17 protein-coding genes and 1 tRNA gene are annotated in these 16,953 nt (G+C 57.3%); 14 read left to right on the plus strand and 4 right to left on the minus strand.

The features are described 5' to 3' along the window. The first annotated feature begins 59 nt into the window (after nt 1–59). From BWI76_RS18595 to BWI76_RS18605, 3 genes are read left to right on the plus strand one after another with little or no spacing between them, the layout of a single operon-like run. A complete protein-coding gene (locus BWI76_RS18595) occupies nt 60–686 on the plus strand; it encodes a hypothetical protein (RefSeq protein WP_004132731.1) in 627 nt (208 codons plus the stop codon). A 14-nt stretch (nt 687–700) separates the two neighbouring features. Further along, entirely contained in the window at nt 701–1,309 is a 609-nt protein-coding gene (locus BWI76_RS18600) for a cytochrome b/b6 domain-containing protein (RefSeq protein ID WP_004132729.1), read from the plus strand. Beyond that, the gene (locus BWI76_RS18605; RefSeq protein ID WP_004132727.1) at nt 1,299–2,066 is read left to right on the plus strand and encodes a molybdopterin-dependent oxidoreductase; all 768 of its coding nucleotides are present in this window, start codon (nt 1,299–1,301) and stop codon (nt 2,064–2,066) included. The genes BWI76_RS18600 and BWI76_RS18605 overlap by 11 nt, the downstream gene beginning before the upstream one ends. A gap of 178 nt (nt 2,067–2,244) precedes the next feature. On the opposite strand, the gene BWI76_RS18610 is transcribed toward BWI76_RS18605, so the two are convergent. Further along, on the minus strand, nt 2,245–3,231 hold the full coding sequence (locus tag BWI76_RS18610) for a LysR substrate-binding domain-containing protein (RefSeq protein ID WP_004132725.1): 987 nt from the start codon (nt 3,229–3,231) through the stop codon (nt 2,245–2,247). A 213-nt stretch (nt 3,232–3,444) separates the two neighbouring features. On the opposite strand from BWI76_RS18610, the gene BWI76_RS18615 reads away from it, so the two are divergent. Continuing rightward, nucleotides 3,445–4,053 (plus strand): glutathione S-transferase family protein, encoded by a 609-nt coding sequence (locus BWI76_RS18615; RefSeq protein WP_004132722.1) that lies wholly within the window; start codon nt 3,445–3,447, stop codon nt 4,051–4,053. Nucleotides 4,054–4,155: 102 nt separating this feature from the next. Here the strand turns inward: BWI76_RS18615 and ldtA are convergent, their stop codons facing one another. The 3 genes from ldtA to nac form a co-directional block, all read right to left on the minus strand. Beyond that, a complete protein-coding gene (ldtA, locus tag BWI76_RS18620) occupies nt 4,156–5,097 on the minus strand; it encodes a L,D-transpeptidase (RefSeq protein WP_004132719.1) in 942 nt (313 codons plus the stop codon). A gap of 78 nt (nt 5,098–5,175) precedes the next feature. Then, nucleotides 5,176–6,126, minus strand: a complete 951-nt coding sequence (gene cbl, locus BWI76_RS18625) for an HTH-type transcriptional regulator Cbl (protein WP_004122262.1) — start codon at nt 6,124–6,126, stop codon at nt 5,176–5,178. 106 nt (nt 6,127–6,232) lie between these two features. Then, nucleotides 6,233–7,150, minus strand: a complete 918-nt coding sequence (gene nac, locus BWI76_RS18630) for a nitrogen assimilation transcriptional regulator NAC (protein ID WP_004132716.1) — start codon at nt 7,148–7,150, stop codon at nt 6,233–6,235. 330 nt (nt 7,151–7,480) lie between these two features. Between nac and BWI76_RS18635 the strand changes: the two genes are divergently transcribed. The 10 genes from BWI76_RS18635 (at nt 7,481) to BWI76_RS18680 (ending at nt 16,946) form a co-directional block, all read left to right on the plus strand. After that, nucleotides 7,481–7,556 (plus strand) — tRNA-Asn (locus BWI76_RS18635). A 797-nt stretch (nt 7,557–8,353) separates the two neighbouring features. Further along, nucleotides 8,354–8,854: a helix-turn-helix domain-containing protein gene (locus BWI76_RS18640; RefSeq protein ID WP_004138868.1), complete on the plus strand. Its 501-nt coding sequence runs from the start codon at nt 8,354–8,356 to the stop codon at nt 8,852–8,854. 39 nt (nt 8,855–8,893) lie between these two features. Next, complete coding sequence (gene fimA, locus BWI76_RS18645) at nt 8,894–9,439, plus strand: type 1 fimbrial major subunit FimA (protein ID WP_024359983.1); 546 nt, start codon at nt 8,894–8,896, stop codon at nt 9,437–9,439. 71 nt (nt 9,440–9,510) lie between these two features. Next, nucleotides 9,511–10,047: a fimbrial protein gene (locus BWI76_RS18650; RefSeq protein WP_049085579.1), complete on the plus strand. Its 537-nt coding sequence runs from the start codon at nt 9,511–9,513 to the stop codon at nt 10,045–10,047. A gap of 46 nt (nt 10,048–10,093) precedes the next feature. Further along, nucleotides 10,094–10,804 carry a fimbria/pilus periplasmic chaperone gene (locus BWI76_RS18655; protein WP_004138862.1) on the plus strand — a complete coding sequence of 237 codons (711 nt, stop codon included), beginning with the start codon at nt 10,094–10,096 and terminating at the stop codon, nt 10,802–10,804. A gap of 75 nt (nt 10,805–10,879) precedes the next feature. Continuing rightward, the gene (locus tag BWI76_RS18660) at nt 10,880–13,507 is read left to right on the plus strand and encodes a fimbrial biogenesis usher protein (RefSeq protein WP_004138854.1); all 2,628 of its coding nucleotides are present in this window, start codon (nt 10,880–10,882) and stop codon (nt 13,505–13,507) included. A gap of 10 nt (nt 13,508–13,517) precedes the next feature. Beyond that, nucleotides 13,518–14,045 (plus strand): fimbrial protein, encoded by a 528-nt coding sequence (locus BWI76_RS18665; protein ID WP_004138852.1) that lies wholly within the window; start codon nt 13,518–13,520, stop codon nt 14,043–14,045. Between the two features lie 12 nt (nt 14,046–14,057). Next, complete coding sequence (locus BWI76_RS18670) at nt 14,058–14,561, plus strand: fimbrial protein (protein WP_004138850.1); 504 nt, start codon at nt 14,058–14,060, stop codon at nt 14,559–14,561. Nucleotides 14,562–14,578: 17 nt separating this feature from the next. Then, nucleotides 14,579–15,484, plus strand: coding sequence for a fimbrial protein (locus BWI76_RS18675; RefSeq protein ID WP_049087409.1), 906 nt, complete (start codon nt 14,579–14,581; stop codon nt 15,482–15,484). Next, nucleotides 15,471–16,946, plus strand: a complete 1,476-nt coding sequence (locus tag BWI76_RS18680) for an EAL domain-containing protein (RefSeq protein ID WP_171820865.1) — start codon at nt 15,471–15,473, stop codon at nt 16,944–16,946. Before BWI76_RS18675 ends, BWI76_RS18680 begins: the two co-directional genes overlap by 14 nt. Nucleotides 16,947–16,953: the final 7 nt, after the last annotated feature.

The raw sequence follows: 16,953 nt of genomic DNA on the forward strand, positions 1-16,953 counted from the left end.
ATGGTGTTGTCCCGATCCCCTGGCCATGCTTAACCGGCAAACCATCACAGGAGAATGTCATGCATACACGCCATCGTATTGCCGGTTTACTGTTGTCTACCCTGATGCTCTGCAGCGGCATAGCCACTGCGGCGCAGACGCCGGCTAAAGCTATCACGCCGCTGCGCGGCACCATCGATCAGGTCTCGGATACCGCTCTGCAAATCAGCAACCGTCAAGGGGAAAAGGTCGACGTAAAGCTCAACGACAAAACGCAGGTTTTTAGCGTCGCCAAAGGTTCGATCGACGATATCAAGCCGGACAGCTTTATCGGCACCGCAGCGGTCCCCCAGGCCGACGGTAGCCTGAAGGCGCTGGAAGTACACGTGTTTGCCGCCAGCCTCCGCGGCACGGGCGAAGGGCATTCTCCGTGGGAGTCCGCGGACGGTAAAATCAACACCATGACCAACGGCACCATCGGCAAGCTGGTAAACGCCAACGGCCGCACGCTAACCGTTAAATACGGCGATCGGCAAAAAAACGTCATCGTCCCTGACGATACGCCAGTGGTGACCATCAATCCCGGCGATCGCGGCCTGCTGAAGCCCGGTACGCATATCGTGCTGTTCTCCGCCACTAACGATAAAGGCGAACGCGTCGCCACCCGCATTTCCGCCGGAAAAGACGGCACCGTACCGCCGATGTAATCCAGGAGACGTGCATGAAAACCAACGCGTCGCGGCCAGTACATCGCTGGCCGGTCAGGCTCACCCACTGGGTGAATCTGGTCGCCATGATCGGTATGTTCATGAGCGGCTGGGAAATCTACAACGCTTCGCCGCTGTTCGACTTCCGCTTTCCGCCCTCCCTCACCCTGGGCGGCTGGCTGGGCGGCGCGATTGGCTGGCACCTGGCGGTCATGTGGCTGCTGGTCGTTAACGCTGTTTGCTACCTGCTGTGGAGTCTGTTCAGCGGCCATCTACGCCGCGACCTGCTGCCGCTACGTCTGGCCGCGCTCCGGCAGGATATCTGGCTGACCTTAACGCTGCGGCTGAACCACCGCCTCGGCCATTACAATGCGATTCAAAAGCTTATGTACCTCGGCGTTATGGCGCTCGGCCTGCTGCTGGTGCTCTCCGGGCTGGCTATCTGGAAACCGGTACAGCTCTACTGGCTGGTGGCGCTGTTTGGCGGTTTTCCTGTCGCGCGCTATGTCCACTTCTGCGCCATGGCGGGCATCGGACTGTTCGTCGTTATCCATGTGCTGATGGTGTTAATCGTACCTTCCACCCTGTGGGCCATGCTGTCAGGAGGCAAACATGAAGGGTAAAGCGCCAACCCGCCGGGCGCCCGCGCTCGAGCCGGATCAGAAAAAACAGCTGGTAAATGTGCAGCGCCGATTACTCCTGCGATCCGGGCTGACGCTGGGAGGCGTGGCGATGCTGACCGGATGCAACATGCAGGATGGCGATCAAGTCGACAAAGTGCTGTGGGCTATGTCGCGCTGGAACGATCGGGTCCAGTCCTGGCTGTTCAGCGGCCAGCGCCTGGCCCAGACTTACCGTCCGGACCAAATTACCCACCCCTTTCCGTTTAACGCTTTTTATCCGCAATATAACGCGCCGGAAGTCGATCTGTTCGACTATCGTCTGGAAGTCTCCGGTAAAGTGGAGAAAAAAGCGCCGTGGACGCTGGAACAGCTACAGCGTCTGCCGCAACAGAGCCAGATCACCCGGCTGATCTGCATTGAAGGCTGGAGCGCGATTGGTCAATGGGGCGGCGTACCGCTAAAACTGTTCCTGCAACATGTCGGCGCCGACCTCAACGCGCGCTATGTCGGCTTTAAGTGCGCGGATCGCTATTATTCCAGTATTGATATGGCCACCGCGCTGCACCCGCAAACCATTCTGGCGCTGGATTTTGCCGGTAAGTCGCTGCCGGCGGAGTATGGTTTTCCGCTACGACTGCGGGTGCCGACCAAGCTGGGGTTCAAAAACGCCAAGCATATCGCCGCCATTTTCGTCAGCGATACCAACCCCGGCGGCTACTGGGAGGATCAGGGCTATAACTGGTTTAGCGGTATTTAGCGCCCGCGCTGCGCCGGTAAAACGGAACCGGGCAGCGTTAATGGCGCGGGATGGCGACCGGACGACAAAACCGAAGAGGCATCAGGCGTATCGACAAGACAAAAGCGCGTTATAAGGTCGGTTTTTAAGCCAGATTATTTTCACTCGCCTTTTCAAATTCTATTGCTGGAGAATATTTTTATTCATCGACATCACCCATGTTATGAATGTTCTCAGGGTATCCCGCCTCCGGGCGGGAGCGACGGTTTCCGTCTCGCGGATGTTTCTTTTCCAGCGCGTCAGTTTGTTGACCCCATGCAGCAACCTCCTCATCAAGCCAGGCCTTAAACAGAACGGCTTCGGTTTTCTGTTCAGCGGCCTGTGGCGACACCAGCCAGTAAGGCCACGGATATGGGGCGGTGAAAGGCGTAAGCTGGACCAGTTCGCCTCTGCAGAGCGCATCCTGGACTAACGAGCGGCGTTCCAGCGCGATACCTTTACCAAGCCGGACGGCCTCCAGAACCAGGTTCGAGTCGTTGATGCACAAACCGCCGGGCACAATCTCTCTTTCAAGTCCCGCATTAATGCACCATGTTTTCCACGACTCCATCGAGAAGATAATTTTACTCTTCGCTATCTCTGATGGTGTTCGGGGAAGCGCGCCGTCGTTATAGGATGGCGCGGCCACGACGATAAGCTCATCGGCGAAAAGATAATGGCTTTCCATTCCTTCCCAGTCGCCTTTGCCCATTCGGATCGCCATATCAATCCCTTCCTGCTGCATGTTGGCGATCGCCAGACTCGCCTGTATGCGCAGCGAGATATGGGGATATGTCGCCCGAAACCGCTCCAGTCGCGGCACTAACCAGTGACTACCAAAGGAGGGTACCATCGCCAGCGTCAGCTCCTGCCTTCTCGGTTTGACCTGCACCAGCCGGGTGGCATCAGCGATATGATGCAACGCCTCGCGGACCTGTAAGGCATAGAGCCGCCCGTCTTCATTAATCTGCACGCCGCGACCGTGACGGATAAACAGCTTTAAGCCGACCATCTCCTCCAGCACTTTAATCTGCTGGCTGATGGCTGAATGCGTAACGTGAAGTTCTTTCGCCGCCAGCGTCACGCTGCCAAGCCGGGCCACGGCTTCAAAACTACGCAAACTGGCAATAGGTGGAAAATCCGACATGCTTCACTCCCGCAGCTTAACTCAATATACGTGACCAACAACCTGTCAGTAATACTAACCCGATCCGTTAGATACCGATGATATTCGCTATGCACAATTTATTGTAATGTCTGTTCACCACCGGTGATGAAGCGTTAACCCGCCGCTACTGAGTCCCCATTCGTATTAATGAATTGAGATGCGTCATTTCACAGAGACAGGAAAACAGGAATCATGATTAAACTTATCGGCATGATGGATTCGCCTTATGTCAGGCGTGTGGCGATTTCTCTTGAACTCTACGGCGTCGAGTTTGAAAGTCACCCGCTGTCGGTATTCAGCAGCTTTGACGCGTTTTCCCGCATCAATCCCGCGGTAAAAGCGCCGACGCTTTTGCTGGATAACGGAATTCGCCTGATGGACTCGTCGCTGATACTGGCCTATTTTGAAGGCCAGGCCTCCCCGGCGCGCAAGCTGCTGCCGGTCGATCCACTGGCGCAGGCAAGCGATCTGCAAACGCTGGGCTTTATTCTCGCCGCGGGTGAAAAGGCGGTGCAGAACGTGTATGAACACAACCTGCGCCCGGCGGAAAAGCAGCATAATCCGTGGATAGAGCGCATCACGATTCAGCTGCTGGCGGCCTGCAGGGAGTGGAATACCCTGCTGGAAAACCGTCCGGCGGCCGCGGTCCCCGATCAGGTGGCAGTAACGAGTACGGTAATCTGGACATTTATTCAGTCGATGATCCCCCACGTGGTTTATGCGGGAGACTTTAATCATATTCAATCCGCTGCTGAATTATATGAAGCCCATAGCGCATTTAAAAAACATCCCTTTGGTTAAGCTCAAGGAGATGAAGCTAAATACCCAACATGAATCTCCACGACGACCAATAGCGCCCGGCACCCGCGGGCGCGCAGAAACCGTTCAGCGTGGCGGAAAAGGTTAAAATCCGCTACCTGCCGGCATAGCTGAATGCCCAATCGCCACCGGCATACCGGAGCGGCGTTCAAGCGCTTGCTCCGCGCGATTCACATCCACGCCCTCCCCCTTCACAAAGGCCTGAAGCGCCGGCGTGACCGGGAGCGGCACCTTACGGTCCGATTCATACTCCGCGCGGTTGCGCGACAACGGTTCGTGGACTTCAACCCAGCGGCTGCCGTCCGGCTCGACGGTATATTTCACCGGCTGATCGATGATTTGCACGCGCGTTCCGACCGGAACGGTATCAAACAGGTATTTGATATCGTCGTTACGCAGGCGGATGCAGCCCTGGCTCACGCGCAGGCCGATACCGAAATTGGCGTTGGTGCCATGAATCGCGTAGAGCCTGCCGATGTAAATCGCATACAGCCCCATTGGGTTATCCGGCCCGGCCGGCACAAACGCGGGCAGGCTTTCGCCCCGACTGGCGTATTCACGACGGGTATTGGCGGTTGGCGTCCAGGTTGGCGCCTCCTGCTTACGCTCCACGGCGGTGACCCAGTTACGCGGGGTTTCGCGTCCTGCCTGACCAATGCCAATCGGCAGAACATCAACGGTTGTGCCTTCAGGTGGATAGTAGTAGAGACGCATTTCTGCAACGTTGATCACAATGCCCTGGCGTACCGTGGCGGGCAGAATAAGCTGCTGCGGCACCACCAGCGTGGAACCCGATTTCGGCAGGTATACGTCGACGCCGGGGTTGGCCTCAAGCATGTTGCTCAGACCCTGGCCGTACTGAGCGGCGAAGGCCTCCAGCGGCTGGGTATTATGTTGCGGAATAGTGATGGTCAGCGGACTGCCCACCAGGCGGCTTCCTTCCGGCGGCAACGGGTAGCTCACCGCCAGAGCGCTCTGGCTGGTGAGGATCATAATAAGAGAACAAAGCAGTTTCACACGCCGCACAATTTCCCTTCCTTTGTGGCGATAATCGTGAATAAATTATAGCTTCGTTTGCTATCTCATATCTGATTTATCATCCTGCTAAATCTGATAATCAATCGCCGCTTCTTCCGGCTCCATCGCCTGGCGTTTAATTTCCTCCAGCGACAGCCCCGCGTTGCACAGTTCAATAAAGCGCCAGACGTAGTTTCGCTGCAGCTGCCCGCGCTTCAGGCCCAGCCAGACGGTATTGGCGTCAAACAAATGGCGGGTATCGAGACGCGTAAAGGTATCAGACTCGCGCGCGTCGCCTGACTGTTCCGCTACCAGCCCAACTCCCAGCCCCAGTTCGACGTAAGTTTTGATGACGTCGGAGTCCTGAGCGCTTAATACGATATCCGGCATCAGTCCTTTACGGTTAAAGGCTTCGTCAATACGCGAGCGGCCGGTAATTCCCTGACGATAGGTAATGAGCGGCCAGCGGGCGATGGCATCGAGGGTTAACGGCGTCACCTGGGTCAGCGGGTGATCTTTGGGGACCAGCAGGCTGTGGTGCCAGCGGAACCAGGGAAAAGCCACCAGCGTCGGATCGTTGCTCAGACGCTCGCTGGCGATACCAATATCCGCGCCGCCGTTGTGCAGCAGCGCTTCAATTTCCTGCGGCGTCCCCTGAACTAACTCAAGACGCACGTCGGAAAAGAGTTCACGGAAGGCTTTAATCACCGGCGGCAGGCTATAGCGCGCCTGGGTATGGGTGGTGGCGATGGTTAAGACGCCGGAGGCATCGTTAGTAAACAGGTCAGCCAGGCGGCGAACGTTGCTGGCTTCATTAAGAATACGCTCGGCAATCAGCAGTAACGCTTTGCCCGGCTCCGTCATCCCCAGCAGACGTTTGCCGCGGCGGATAAAGATTTCGATCCCCAGTTCTTCTTCCAGTTCACGAATATGACGGCTGACGCCCGATTGCGATGTATAGAGCATATTGGCGACTTCCGTCAGGTTGTAATCCTGACGGGCCGCTTCACGAATAATTTTGAGTTGCTGGAAGTTCACCCTTTCCTCCGGGCTATCAGACATAACATAGGCACTATTGTTAAAGTCTGTTGTCCCTGCTAACAAATAATAAAAACCAGCAACTTATTCCATCCAGGAATATAGCCTAACTGACTAACAATAATTCACGGTTTTCCAGCGACGGGCGACTCACCAGCGACATCAAAATTTCCTTCACCGCCTGCGCCTGCGGTGATAGGCTGCCGCGAGCCGACATATTAAGCGACAGCGACAGGCTCATTGACGGCGTGCTGATGCGCGCCATCCAGCCATTAGCCGCGCCGCACAGCGAACGGGCGGCGGATTCCGGGAGTACGGTGACGCCCATGCCGCTGGCAATGGCCGCCGTCAGGGTGGTGATGGATTCAATTTCGCCGATAATTTTTGCCGACAGGCGACGCAGGGTGAAAGCTTCGGTGACCCGCGCGCGGACGGCGCTATAATCGCGCGGCAGGAACAGATTCATCTCCGCAACCGCCGTCAAATCCACGCTCTGCCCCGGACAATCCCGGGTGCCGACCAGGTAGAGATCTTCTTTCAGCAGCGGCTGGCTGACGATCCCGGCGACCGGCGAGCGTTCGTAGAGCACGGCCATATCCAGCTGACCGTCGATAAGCTTGTCGTTGAGGATCGTTCCGCTGCTTTCCTGCAAATAGACCATCACTTCCGGCAGCTCATTACGCACCGTTTGCAGCAGCGGCATGGTAATGGCCGAAGCCGCCGTCCCCGGCGCCAGACCGATTGACACCTGGCCGCTTAGCGTCTGACCGACGTTGTTGACCGCCAGTTGCGCCTGCTCGCACTGGCGCAGGATAGTGCGAGCGTGGGTGTAAAGGATCTTGCCCGCTTCGGTCGGCGTGACGCCGCGCTTGGTGCGGATCAACAGCTGCTGGTCCAGCTCGCCTTCCAGGGTCGCAACCTGTTGGCTTAACGCCGGTTGTGCGATGTGCAAGACTTCAGCGGCCTGGGTCAGACTGCCGATATCGACGATTTTCACGAAATACTTCAGTCGTCTTAAGTTCATTTTGCCTCCTGTAAGGAACACCAGTACCAACACTGGCCGTTTAGATACAGAAGGTTTTGCAATTTGCTTGCCAGCTTTTTACCACAGACGCAAATGCCGCTGCAGGCCGCGTAATAAGGGATACTGATAGCAAACTGCGATTTTGTTGCCCGGTAAGCGGATTGCGGTATGCCCCATTAGGGGTATAAATGCACTGCAACGGTGCACCCGGCCGGCCAATGCCGGAAAAACAGGCACACTGTTGAAATTGTCAGCAAACGAACAAGCGCAGGTGATTCAGGCTTTGACAAGGGGGATGGTCATCGTTAATATGCGCCCCGTTCACACGATTCCTCTGTAGTTCAGTCGGTAGAACGGCGGACTGTTAATCCGTATGTCACTGGTTCGAGTCCAGTCAGAGGAGCCAAATTTAAGAAGCCTGCTTTCGAGCGGGCTTTTTGCTTTTCCACTCTCTCATGGCAGCCGTACCGCCTTCTTTAATACCCCCAAATGCGTTCTGCAACGGCGTCTCCTCCAGGCGATAGCAGAGAAAAAACTCCCTGGCACATTAATATCCATTCATTACACTGACAAACGAGGGTGAAGACAGGCTGCGAACGAACCCCATGCTTTTCAGCCCGTGTATCTTAATATCACGCTCCGAATCCCAGCCCGGCTATAAAAGACTTTTGCATCATCGCCTCAATTATACTGCCAGCCATCGCTTCAGCACGGCAGTTTGGGTTCCGTAGTCAATCCGTCATCGCTTCTGAATAAATACGATGCTATTTTCCCCCGCAGAATTAGCGTTCTGATGCGAGCGGAAAAGGTATACTCGGGTCACCTCTATAGGGCTCTTCAGAAGCTCTTAAAAATTTTTGCTGCACTAAGATAGAAAATCCCACGCCTTTAACAAGGAATATTCCCTAAGAAAATTCCAATACAAAGAGCAGGGCTATTGTTGAGGCTTTAATGATAACCTCTCCCTATCATCTTTGCTTTATAAAAAACTACAAATAAATATAATAACAAAATTTAACACCAATAAAAAATATAAATACAAACAAAAACACCACACAAAAACAGCTTAATGGCCGTTATATCTTTTAGAGCGTCAGCGACATGTCTCATTGAGGCGGGCAATGTTAGATTACCCTCAATTCGCTGAATGGTGTTATTAACGCTGAGTTAAAGGTCAACCCAAGGATGAGATCGCGTTCAGATATGAATCTATCAACTAATATTTTATCTAAGGATAAATATTTTACTCTGGGCCTGATTGAATTGCTTGGAGAAGAGTTTATTGACAATTTCTTTTTGATTATAGATTTGGACTCTAACGACCTTCCCGGTGCGGAGTGGATTTATTTTTCGAATAAAAACATTGTCGCCTTTGCATCCAGCGACTTAGCGTTCTATAAGTCCGAACTCTTTGGCAAAGTAACGGTACTAGACAAAAAGAGTAACACCAGAAGTATTCTGAATTTCTTTTTAAAGAAAGAAACTGCAGGAAATTATCATACTAAGTTCCAGCTGAGTCTGCGTGAAAAGCAGATATTAAGCATGTTGAGCAGAGGGGAAAGCAACCAGGAGATCGCAGAAGAGTTTGGCGTGAAACTTAAGACTATTTATACCCACCGTCGCAACCTGATGAATAAATTAGGCTGTAAAAATAGGATTACGTTTCAAAATTTATTTTTCAACAATAAATGTCTTTTTAAGTGAAGCATCGCTTCAGGATTATTCATAAACAGGAGTTTTACCATGAACAAATTAGCCGTTATCGTTTTTTCAGCACTGTCCCTGAGCGCTACTGCAGCCCTGGCAGCCGATCCCGTTACGGTGAACGGCGGCACGGTACATTTTAAAGGTGAAGTGGTGAATGCGGCCTGCGCAGTGGATGCCGGTTCTCTCGATCAGACAGTTCAGTTAGGCCAGGTTCGTTCAGCGAAACTCGCCACCGCAGGCAGCACCAGCTCTCCCGTGGGCTTCAACATCCAGTTGAATGATTGCGATATCACCGTTTCCGAGAAGGCCGCCATTGCTTTTGCTGGCACGGCGATTAACAGTACCAACCCAACCGTTCTGGCCCTGCAGGGTTCTGCCGCGGGCGGCGCGACTAACGTCGGCGTACAGATCCTTGACCGTACCGGTACCCCGCTGGCGCTGGATGGCGCGACTTTCGGCGCGCAAACCACCCTCAGCAATGGTACCAACGTCATCCCGTTCCAGGCTCGCTACTTTGCGACCGGTGTCGCGACGGCCGGTACTGCTAACGCGGACGCCACCTTTAAAGTGCAATACGAGTAATTTCTTCATCAGGCAAGGAGGCGCATCGGGCCAGGATGGCCCGTTATCCAAATAAGACTGGGGTGATAACGATGCAAAAGATGAAGTCGGGTCTGTTGATATTTTTGCTACCACCGCTGGCGCTGGCCGGTAACTGGGAGGTGATGTTGCCCGGCGGGAACATGCGCTTCCAGGGGATCGTCATTGCCGAGTCCTGCCGCGTTGAAGCGGGAGACCGGCAGATGACGGTCAAGATGGGGCAAATCAGCAGCAATCGGTTTCATTCGGCCGGGGAAGACACCAATCCCGTCCCTTTCGATATTCACCTACAGGAGTGCAGTACCGCCGTGAGCCAGCGCGTTGGCGTGGCGTTTCACGGCGTCGCCGATGGTAAAAATCCGGATGTCCTCTCGGTTGGCGAGGGGCCGGGGATCGCTACCGGCATTGGCGTTGCCCTGTTTGATAAAACCGGCAGCCAGATCCCGCTCAACGCGCCAGCAGGGGCATGGGCGCAGCTGCACACCGGGCCAACCACGCTGCATTTTGTCGCTAAATATCGTTCCACCGGGAGTCAGGTCACCGGAGGAGCCGCGAATGCTCAGGCCTGGTTCTCCCTGACCTACCAGTAATCAGCGCCGGTAACAGGAAATCACCGTGAGAAAGAAAGAGATAAATATGAAAAATAGACTGGCTACCACGCGCGGGATGCGCGGTTTACTGGCGGGACTTTTACTGATCGCCACCGCCGGTTTTTCGACTCAGTCGCAGGCCGGCGTGGCGCTGGGTGCTACCCGCGTAATTTATCCGGCGGGGCAGAAACAGGCGCAGCTGGCGGTAACGAATAACGATGACAATACCTATCTGATCCAGTCCTGGGTGGAAAATGCCGACGGCGCGAAGGACGGAAGCTTTGTTATCACCCCGCCGCTGTTCGCCATGCAGGGGAAGAAAGAGAATACCCTGCGCATCCTTGATGCCACCAACAACCAGCTGCCGCAGGATCGGGAAACGCTGTTCTGGATGAACGTCAAGGCGATCCCGTCGATGGACAAATCAAAGCTCAGCGATAACACCCTGCAGCTGGCGATCATCAGCCGCATTAAGCTCTATTACCGCCCGGCTAAACTGGCGCTGCCGCCGGATCAGGCCGCGGAAAAGCTGACGTTTCGCCGCAGCGGGAATGCGCTCATGCTGATTAACCCCACCCCTTATTACCTGACGGTCACCGAACTCAACGCCGGCACCCGGGTGCTGAAAAATGCGCTGGTCCCGCCGATGGGCGAAGCCAGCGTCAGTTTACCGCCCGATGCAGGTCGCGAGATTACCTACCGGACGATTAACGACTACGGCGCACTCACCCCGCGCATGAAAGGCGTCATGCAGTAACCGATCGGGGAGCAGCGCTCTCCCCCCTGAACGAAAAAAATAACGATGGCCGGGCGACTTTGGACCGGAGGGACTATGTCACATCTGAAATATGGACTCGCCCACGTGGGCTCCCGGCGTATGACTCCAGGATCTGTACGCGCATTCGCGCAGATCCCCTTAGCTCTTTTACTCGCCTCGCCGGCTTTTTACGCCCAGGCGGAGCTCTATTTCAACCCACGCTTTCTGGCGGACGATCCCGCCGCCGTGGCGGATCTGTCCGGCTTTGAAAAGGGCCAGGAGCTGCCGCCGGGCACCTACCGCGCCGATATCTATCTGAATGACGGATATATGACCACCCGCGATGTCACGTTTAATGCCGGTGAAAAAGGCCACGGTCTGGCCCCCTGCCTGACGCGCGGACAGCTGGCCGGGATGGGCGTGAATACCTCAGCGATCGCCGGAATCGACGTCCTGGCGGCGGATGCCTGCGTACCGTTAACCGAGATGATTAAAGACGCGACGACCCGCTTTGATGCCGGGCAGCAGCGGCTGTATCTGACCATACCCCAGGCGTTTATGGGCAACCGCGCCCGCGGCTATATTCCGCCCGAGCTCTGGGACCACGGGATTAACGCCGGCCTGCTGAACTACAACTTCACCGGCAACAACGTGCACAACGACGTTGGCGGCAGCAGCAATTACGCGTACCTGAACCTGCAGAGCGGGCTGAACCTTGGCGCCTGGCGCCTGCGCGACAACACCACCTGGAGCTACAGCAGCGGCGGCAGCTCGTCGACCAGTGAAAACAAGTGGCAGCACATCAATACCTGGCTTGAACGTGATATTACACTGCTGCGCTCGCGCCTGACCCTCGGCGACAGCTACACCAACGGCGACGTCTTCGACGGCATCAACTTCCGCGGCGCGCAGCTTGCCTCCGACGACAATATGCTGCCGGACAGCCAGAAGGGGTTTGCCCCGGTGATCCACGGCATTGCCCGCGGCACCGCTCAGGTATCGGTGAAGCAGAACGGCTATGAGATTTACCAGAGCACGGTGCCGCCCGGTCCGTTCACCATCAACGATCTCTACTCCGCCGGCAGCGGCGGCGACCTGCAGGTGACCATCAAAGAGGCCGACGGCAGCAGCCAGGTCTTCACCGTCCCTTACTCGTCCGTTCCGGTGCTCCAGCGCGAGGGCCATACCCGCTATGCCGTCACCGCCGGAGAGTATCGCAGCGGCAGCAATCAGCAGGAAAAACCGACGTTCTTCCAGGGGACTCTGCTGCGTGGTCTCCCGGCGGGCTGGACGCTGTACGGCGGCACCCAACTGGCGGACCGCTACCGCGCCTTTAACCTCGGCGTCGGCAAAAATATGGGGGAGCTGGGGGCGCTGTCGCTGGATATCACCCAGGCCAACGCCACCCTGCCCGATGACAGCAATCGTCAGGGGCAGTCGGTACGTTTCCTCTATAACAAGTCGCTGACGGATACCGGCACCAATATTCAACTGGTGGGCTACCGCTACTCGACGCGCGGCTATTTCAGCTTCGCCGACACCACCTACAGCCGGATGAGCGGCTACAACGTCGAGACCCAGGACGGGGTGATTGAGGTAAAGCCGAAGTTCACCGATTACTACAACCTCGCGTACAACAAGCGCGGCAAAGTGCAGCTCAGCGTTACCCAGCAGTTGGGGCGTACCGCCACGCTTTACCTGAGCGGCAGCCACCAGACCTATTGGGAGACCAGCAAGTCCGACCGGCAGCTCCAGGCCGGGCTTAACGCCGCCGTCGACGATATCAACTGGACCCTGAGCTACAGCCTGACCAAAAACGCCTGGCAGCAGGGTCGTGACCAGATGCTGGCCGTCAACGTCAATATTCCGTTCAGCCACTGGATGCGATCCGACAGCAAGTCGGCCTGGCGACACGCCAGCGCCAGCTACAGCATGTCCAACGATCTGAACGGCAGGACCACCAGCCTGGCGGGGCTGTACGGCACGCTGCTGGAGGACAACAACCTGAGCTACAGCATGCAGACCGGCTACGCCGGCGGCGGTGAGGGCAACAGCGGCGGCACCGGCTACGCGGCGCTGAACTACCGCGGCGGCTACGGCAATGCCAACGTCGGCTACAGCCGCAGCGACGGCATCAAACAGCTGTACTACGGCCTGAGCGGCGGCGTGCTGGCCCACGCAGACGGCGTCACCCTGAGCCAGCCGATGAACGACACGGTGGTGCTGATCAAAGCCCCGGGCGCAGACAATGTAAAAGTAGAAAACCAGACCGGGGTCCAGACCGACTGGCGCGGCTACGCCGTTCTGCCCTACGCCACCGAATACCGGGAAAACCGGGTGGCGCTGAACACCAACAGCCTGGCCGATAACGTCGACCTGGACGACGCGGTGGCCAGCGTAGTGCCAACCCACGGCGCGATAGTTCGCGCGGAGTTTAAGGCCCACGTCGGACTCAAGCTGCTGATGTCGCTCATCTATAACGGTAAGCCGGTTCCCTTCGGCGCGCTGGTCACCTCTGTCGGCAGCCAGGGCAGCAGCATCGTCGCCGATAACGGCCAGGTTTATCTGAGCGGGATGCCGCTGGTCGGCAAAGTACAGGCGAAATGGGGTGAAGGCCCGAATGCCAGCTGCGAGGCGAACTACAGCCTGCCGCCGGAAAAACAGAGCCAGATGCTGATCTCGCTGTCCGCCGAGTGCCGCTAAGGAAACCATGATGAGAAAAAACTTCTACCTGCTGAGCGCCCTCGTATCACTGGCGGTCAACAACGCCAGCGCGGCGGACAGCACCATCACCATCAGCGGCTACATCCGCGATAACGCCTGCGCCGTGGCGGGTGAATCGAAAGATTTTACCGTCGATCTGATGAATAACGCCGCCAGGCAGCTTCATGCGGTTGGGGCAACCACGCCGCTGGTGCCGTTTCGCATCGTGCTGTCGCCCTGCGGCAGCTCGGTCACCGCCGTCAAGGTCGGCTTTGTTGGCGTTGCCGATAGCAGCAATACCGAACTGTTAAAGCTCGACGGCGGGGCTTCAGCGGCGGCAGGCATGGGCGTGCAGATCCTTGACGCGCGGCAAACGGCGCTGCCGCTCAACGCCGCTTCGTCAGCGATCGCCTGGACCACGCTGACCCCCAGCCAGGCCAACACGCTGAACTTTTACGCCCGGCTGATGGCCACCCAGGTGCCGGTGACCGCCGGACACGTTAATGCAACCGCAACCTTCACGCTTGAATTTCAGTAACCGGAGGCGCTGATGAACCCGACCTATTCCGGATGGCTGCTGGCCGCGATGCTGGCGGCGTCCTCCCCGACGCTACAGGCCGCCGACGTCACCATTACCGTTAACGGCAAAGTGGTGGCCAAACCCTGTACGGTTTCCACCGTTAACGCCACCGTCGATCTCGGCGATCTCTATACCTTTAGCCTGGTGTCCGCCGGCTCTTCGTCGCCCTGGCATAGCGTGGCGCTCAACCTGAGCAACTGCCCGGTCGGCACATCGCGGGTCACCGCCAGCTTCAGCGGCACGGCGGATGCCACCGGCTATTACAAAAACCAGGGTACCGCCGGCAATATCCAGCTTGAGCTCCAGGATGCGGGCGGCACCACGCTGAATACCGGCGCGAGAAAAGAGGTGCAGGTGGATGACGCCACCCAGACCGCCAGCTTCCCGCTCCAGGTCAGAGCGCTAACGGTCAACGGCGGCGCTACCCAGGGAACGATCCAGGCGGTGATTAACGTCACCTATACCTACGCCTGAGCCAGGAGAAAAGAGGAATGAAAAAAATAGTCACCCTGTTGTTAACGCTGCTGATGGCGGGCTGGTCGCTCAACGCCTGGTCGTTCGCCTGTAAAACCGCCGCCGGGGTGACAATCCCCATCGGCGGCGGCTCGGCGAACGTTTACGTGAACCTCGCGCCGGCGGTCAGCGTCGGGCAGAACCTGGTGGTGGATCTCTCGACGCAAATTTTTTGCCATAACGATTTCCCGGAAACCATGATCGACTACGTGACGCTGCAGCGCGGTTCAGCCTACGGCGGCTTACTGTCGAGTTTTTCCGGCACCGTCAGGTATAACGGCGTCAGCTATCCGTTCCCGACCACCAGCGAAACGGCGCGTATGACCTACAATTCCATTGTTGATAGCCCCTGGCCCACCGTCCTCTATCTGACGCCCATCAGCAGCGCGGGCGGCGTCGCGATTTCCGCCGGTTCATTAATCGCGGTCCTGATCCTGCGCCAGACCAACAACAAGGATAATGACGACTTCCAGTTCGTATGGAACATTTACGCCAACAACAGCGTCGTGGTGCCAACCGGCGGCTGCGACGTTTCCGCTCGCGATGTGACGGTGACGCTGCCGGAATATCCCGCGTCCGCCGCCATTCCGCTGACGGTTTACTGCGCGCAAAACCAGAATCTGGGCTACTACCTCTCCGGTACCACGGAGAACGCGGCCAATTCGATATTTACCAATACCGCCTCGGCCTCCCCTGCCCGGGGGGTGGGCGTTCAGCTAACCCGTAACGGCAGCGTCGTTCCCGCCAACACCACGGTGTCGTTAGGCAACGTCGGAACCTCGGCGGTCAGCCTCGGATTAACCGCCAACTACGCGCGCACCAGCGGCCAGGTGACCGCGGGTAACGTGCAGTCAATTATCGGAGTAACCTTTGTTTACGAATAACCCCCCGCCCCCTGCCGGCAGGCGGCAGGTCGACTGCATCCTGTCGCCCTGTTCGCTGGCCGCCGAGGGGCTGGTGCGGATAATAGAGGAAGGGGGAACCCGGCCCGTCGTGCTGCCGTCAGAGTCGCCGGCCCTACCGGCTGGCGTTCGCCGCGTGGTGGTCTTTCTCCCAGAAGCTCCCGCCCGGCTTCTCGCCACCCTGAAGCGGGCCGCCGCGCTGCTGGCTCGGTCCGCCACGCCGCTTCCCATGCTGTTTCTCAGCCGCAGCCCGGCGAGCTGGCTGTGGTCCACCCTGCTGCATCAGGTCGCCGACCGTCGCCTGCTCTCAGCCGTGCGAGCCGCCGCATCCGATCTGCCGGTCCCCAGCCTGGCGGCGCTGCTGCGCGACGCCATACTCGACGGCTATCCTTCCCTTGAACAGCTGGCAGAGGAAGAGATGCGAGCTTTCGGCAAGCGCCCCGCCGGGCTCACCAGGCCGGAGCTGGACGCCATCCTCGGTTTACTCTGCGGCTACAGCGCCAGCGCTCAGGCGAAACGCCGCGGCATCAGCCACAAAACGCTCTACAATCAAAGAACCGCAGGATTAAAAAAAATGGTGGAACACCATCCTGAAATGGCCCCCGGTTTTCCCGGCAGCCAGATACGAGAACAGAAAAGCGAGCCCATCGCCGCCCTTTCCGCTTTCGAGCGCGAACTCGTCCATGCGATCCACACCCGACATATCTTCCCGGTTTTCCAGGCCATTGCCGATGAACGCCGGCAATTAAAGGGGATGGAGATCCTCTCCCGCTGGAACCGAAACGGCAGCGTGCTGCTTGCCGATGAGTTTTTACCGCAAATAGGCTCGGAATATGCCTGGCTGGTGCTCACCGCTTTTGTGCTTCAGGAGGCGGTACAGAATATCAACCGGCATTCTGGCGAATGCTATTTCGCCGTGAATATTCCCGCCGCCGTCGCCAGTAATGATAACCTGCTTCGCATGATGGAAACCGCGCGCCAGCAGCTGCGTCAGCCGCAGCGGTCGCAGAGGCTGGTGCTCGAGTTCGCTGAAAACAGCGACCTCAACCGCCACGGCAAAACAGCCGACAATATCGCCCGCCTGCAAAAGCGCGGCTTTCGTATCATGCTCGATGGCTGCTTCTCGCAAAGCAGCGTGATGTTTCCGGTACGTACGGTGAGATTCAACGCCTACAAGCTGGATATGAGCATCGTCAATGATATGCAGCGCGATCCGCACGCGCTCGCCCTGATTAAAAGCCTCATCCACTACTGCCAGTTGACCGACAGCCGCTGTCTGGCGGAAGGCGTGGACAGCCGGGATAAATTTAACAAACTCAAAGCGCTGGGCGTCGACTCTTTTCAGGGGGACGCCATCGCTGCGCCGGTAGGCAGGGAAAACGTGGCGGAGATGATGGCGGAGCTCTCAGGCGAAGCGGAGCCGCAGTCCGGCGTCGCAGTGTAGTCAGCGC

It is taken from the genome of Klebsiella sp. M5al (assembly GCF_002090195.1).
In the GTDB taxonomy this organism is placed as follows: Bacteria; Pseudomonadota; Gammaproteobacteria; order Enterobacterales; family Enterobacteriaceae; genus Klebsiella; species Klebsiella grimontii.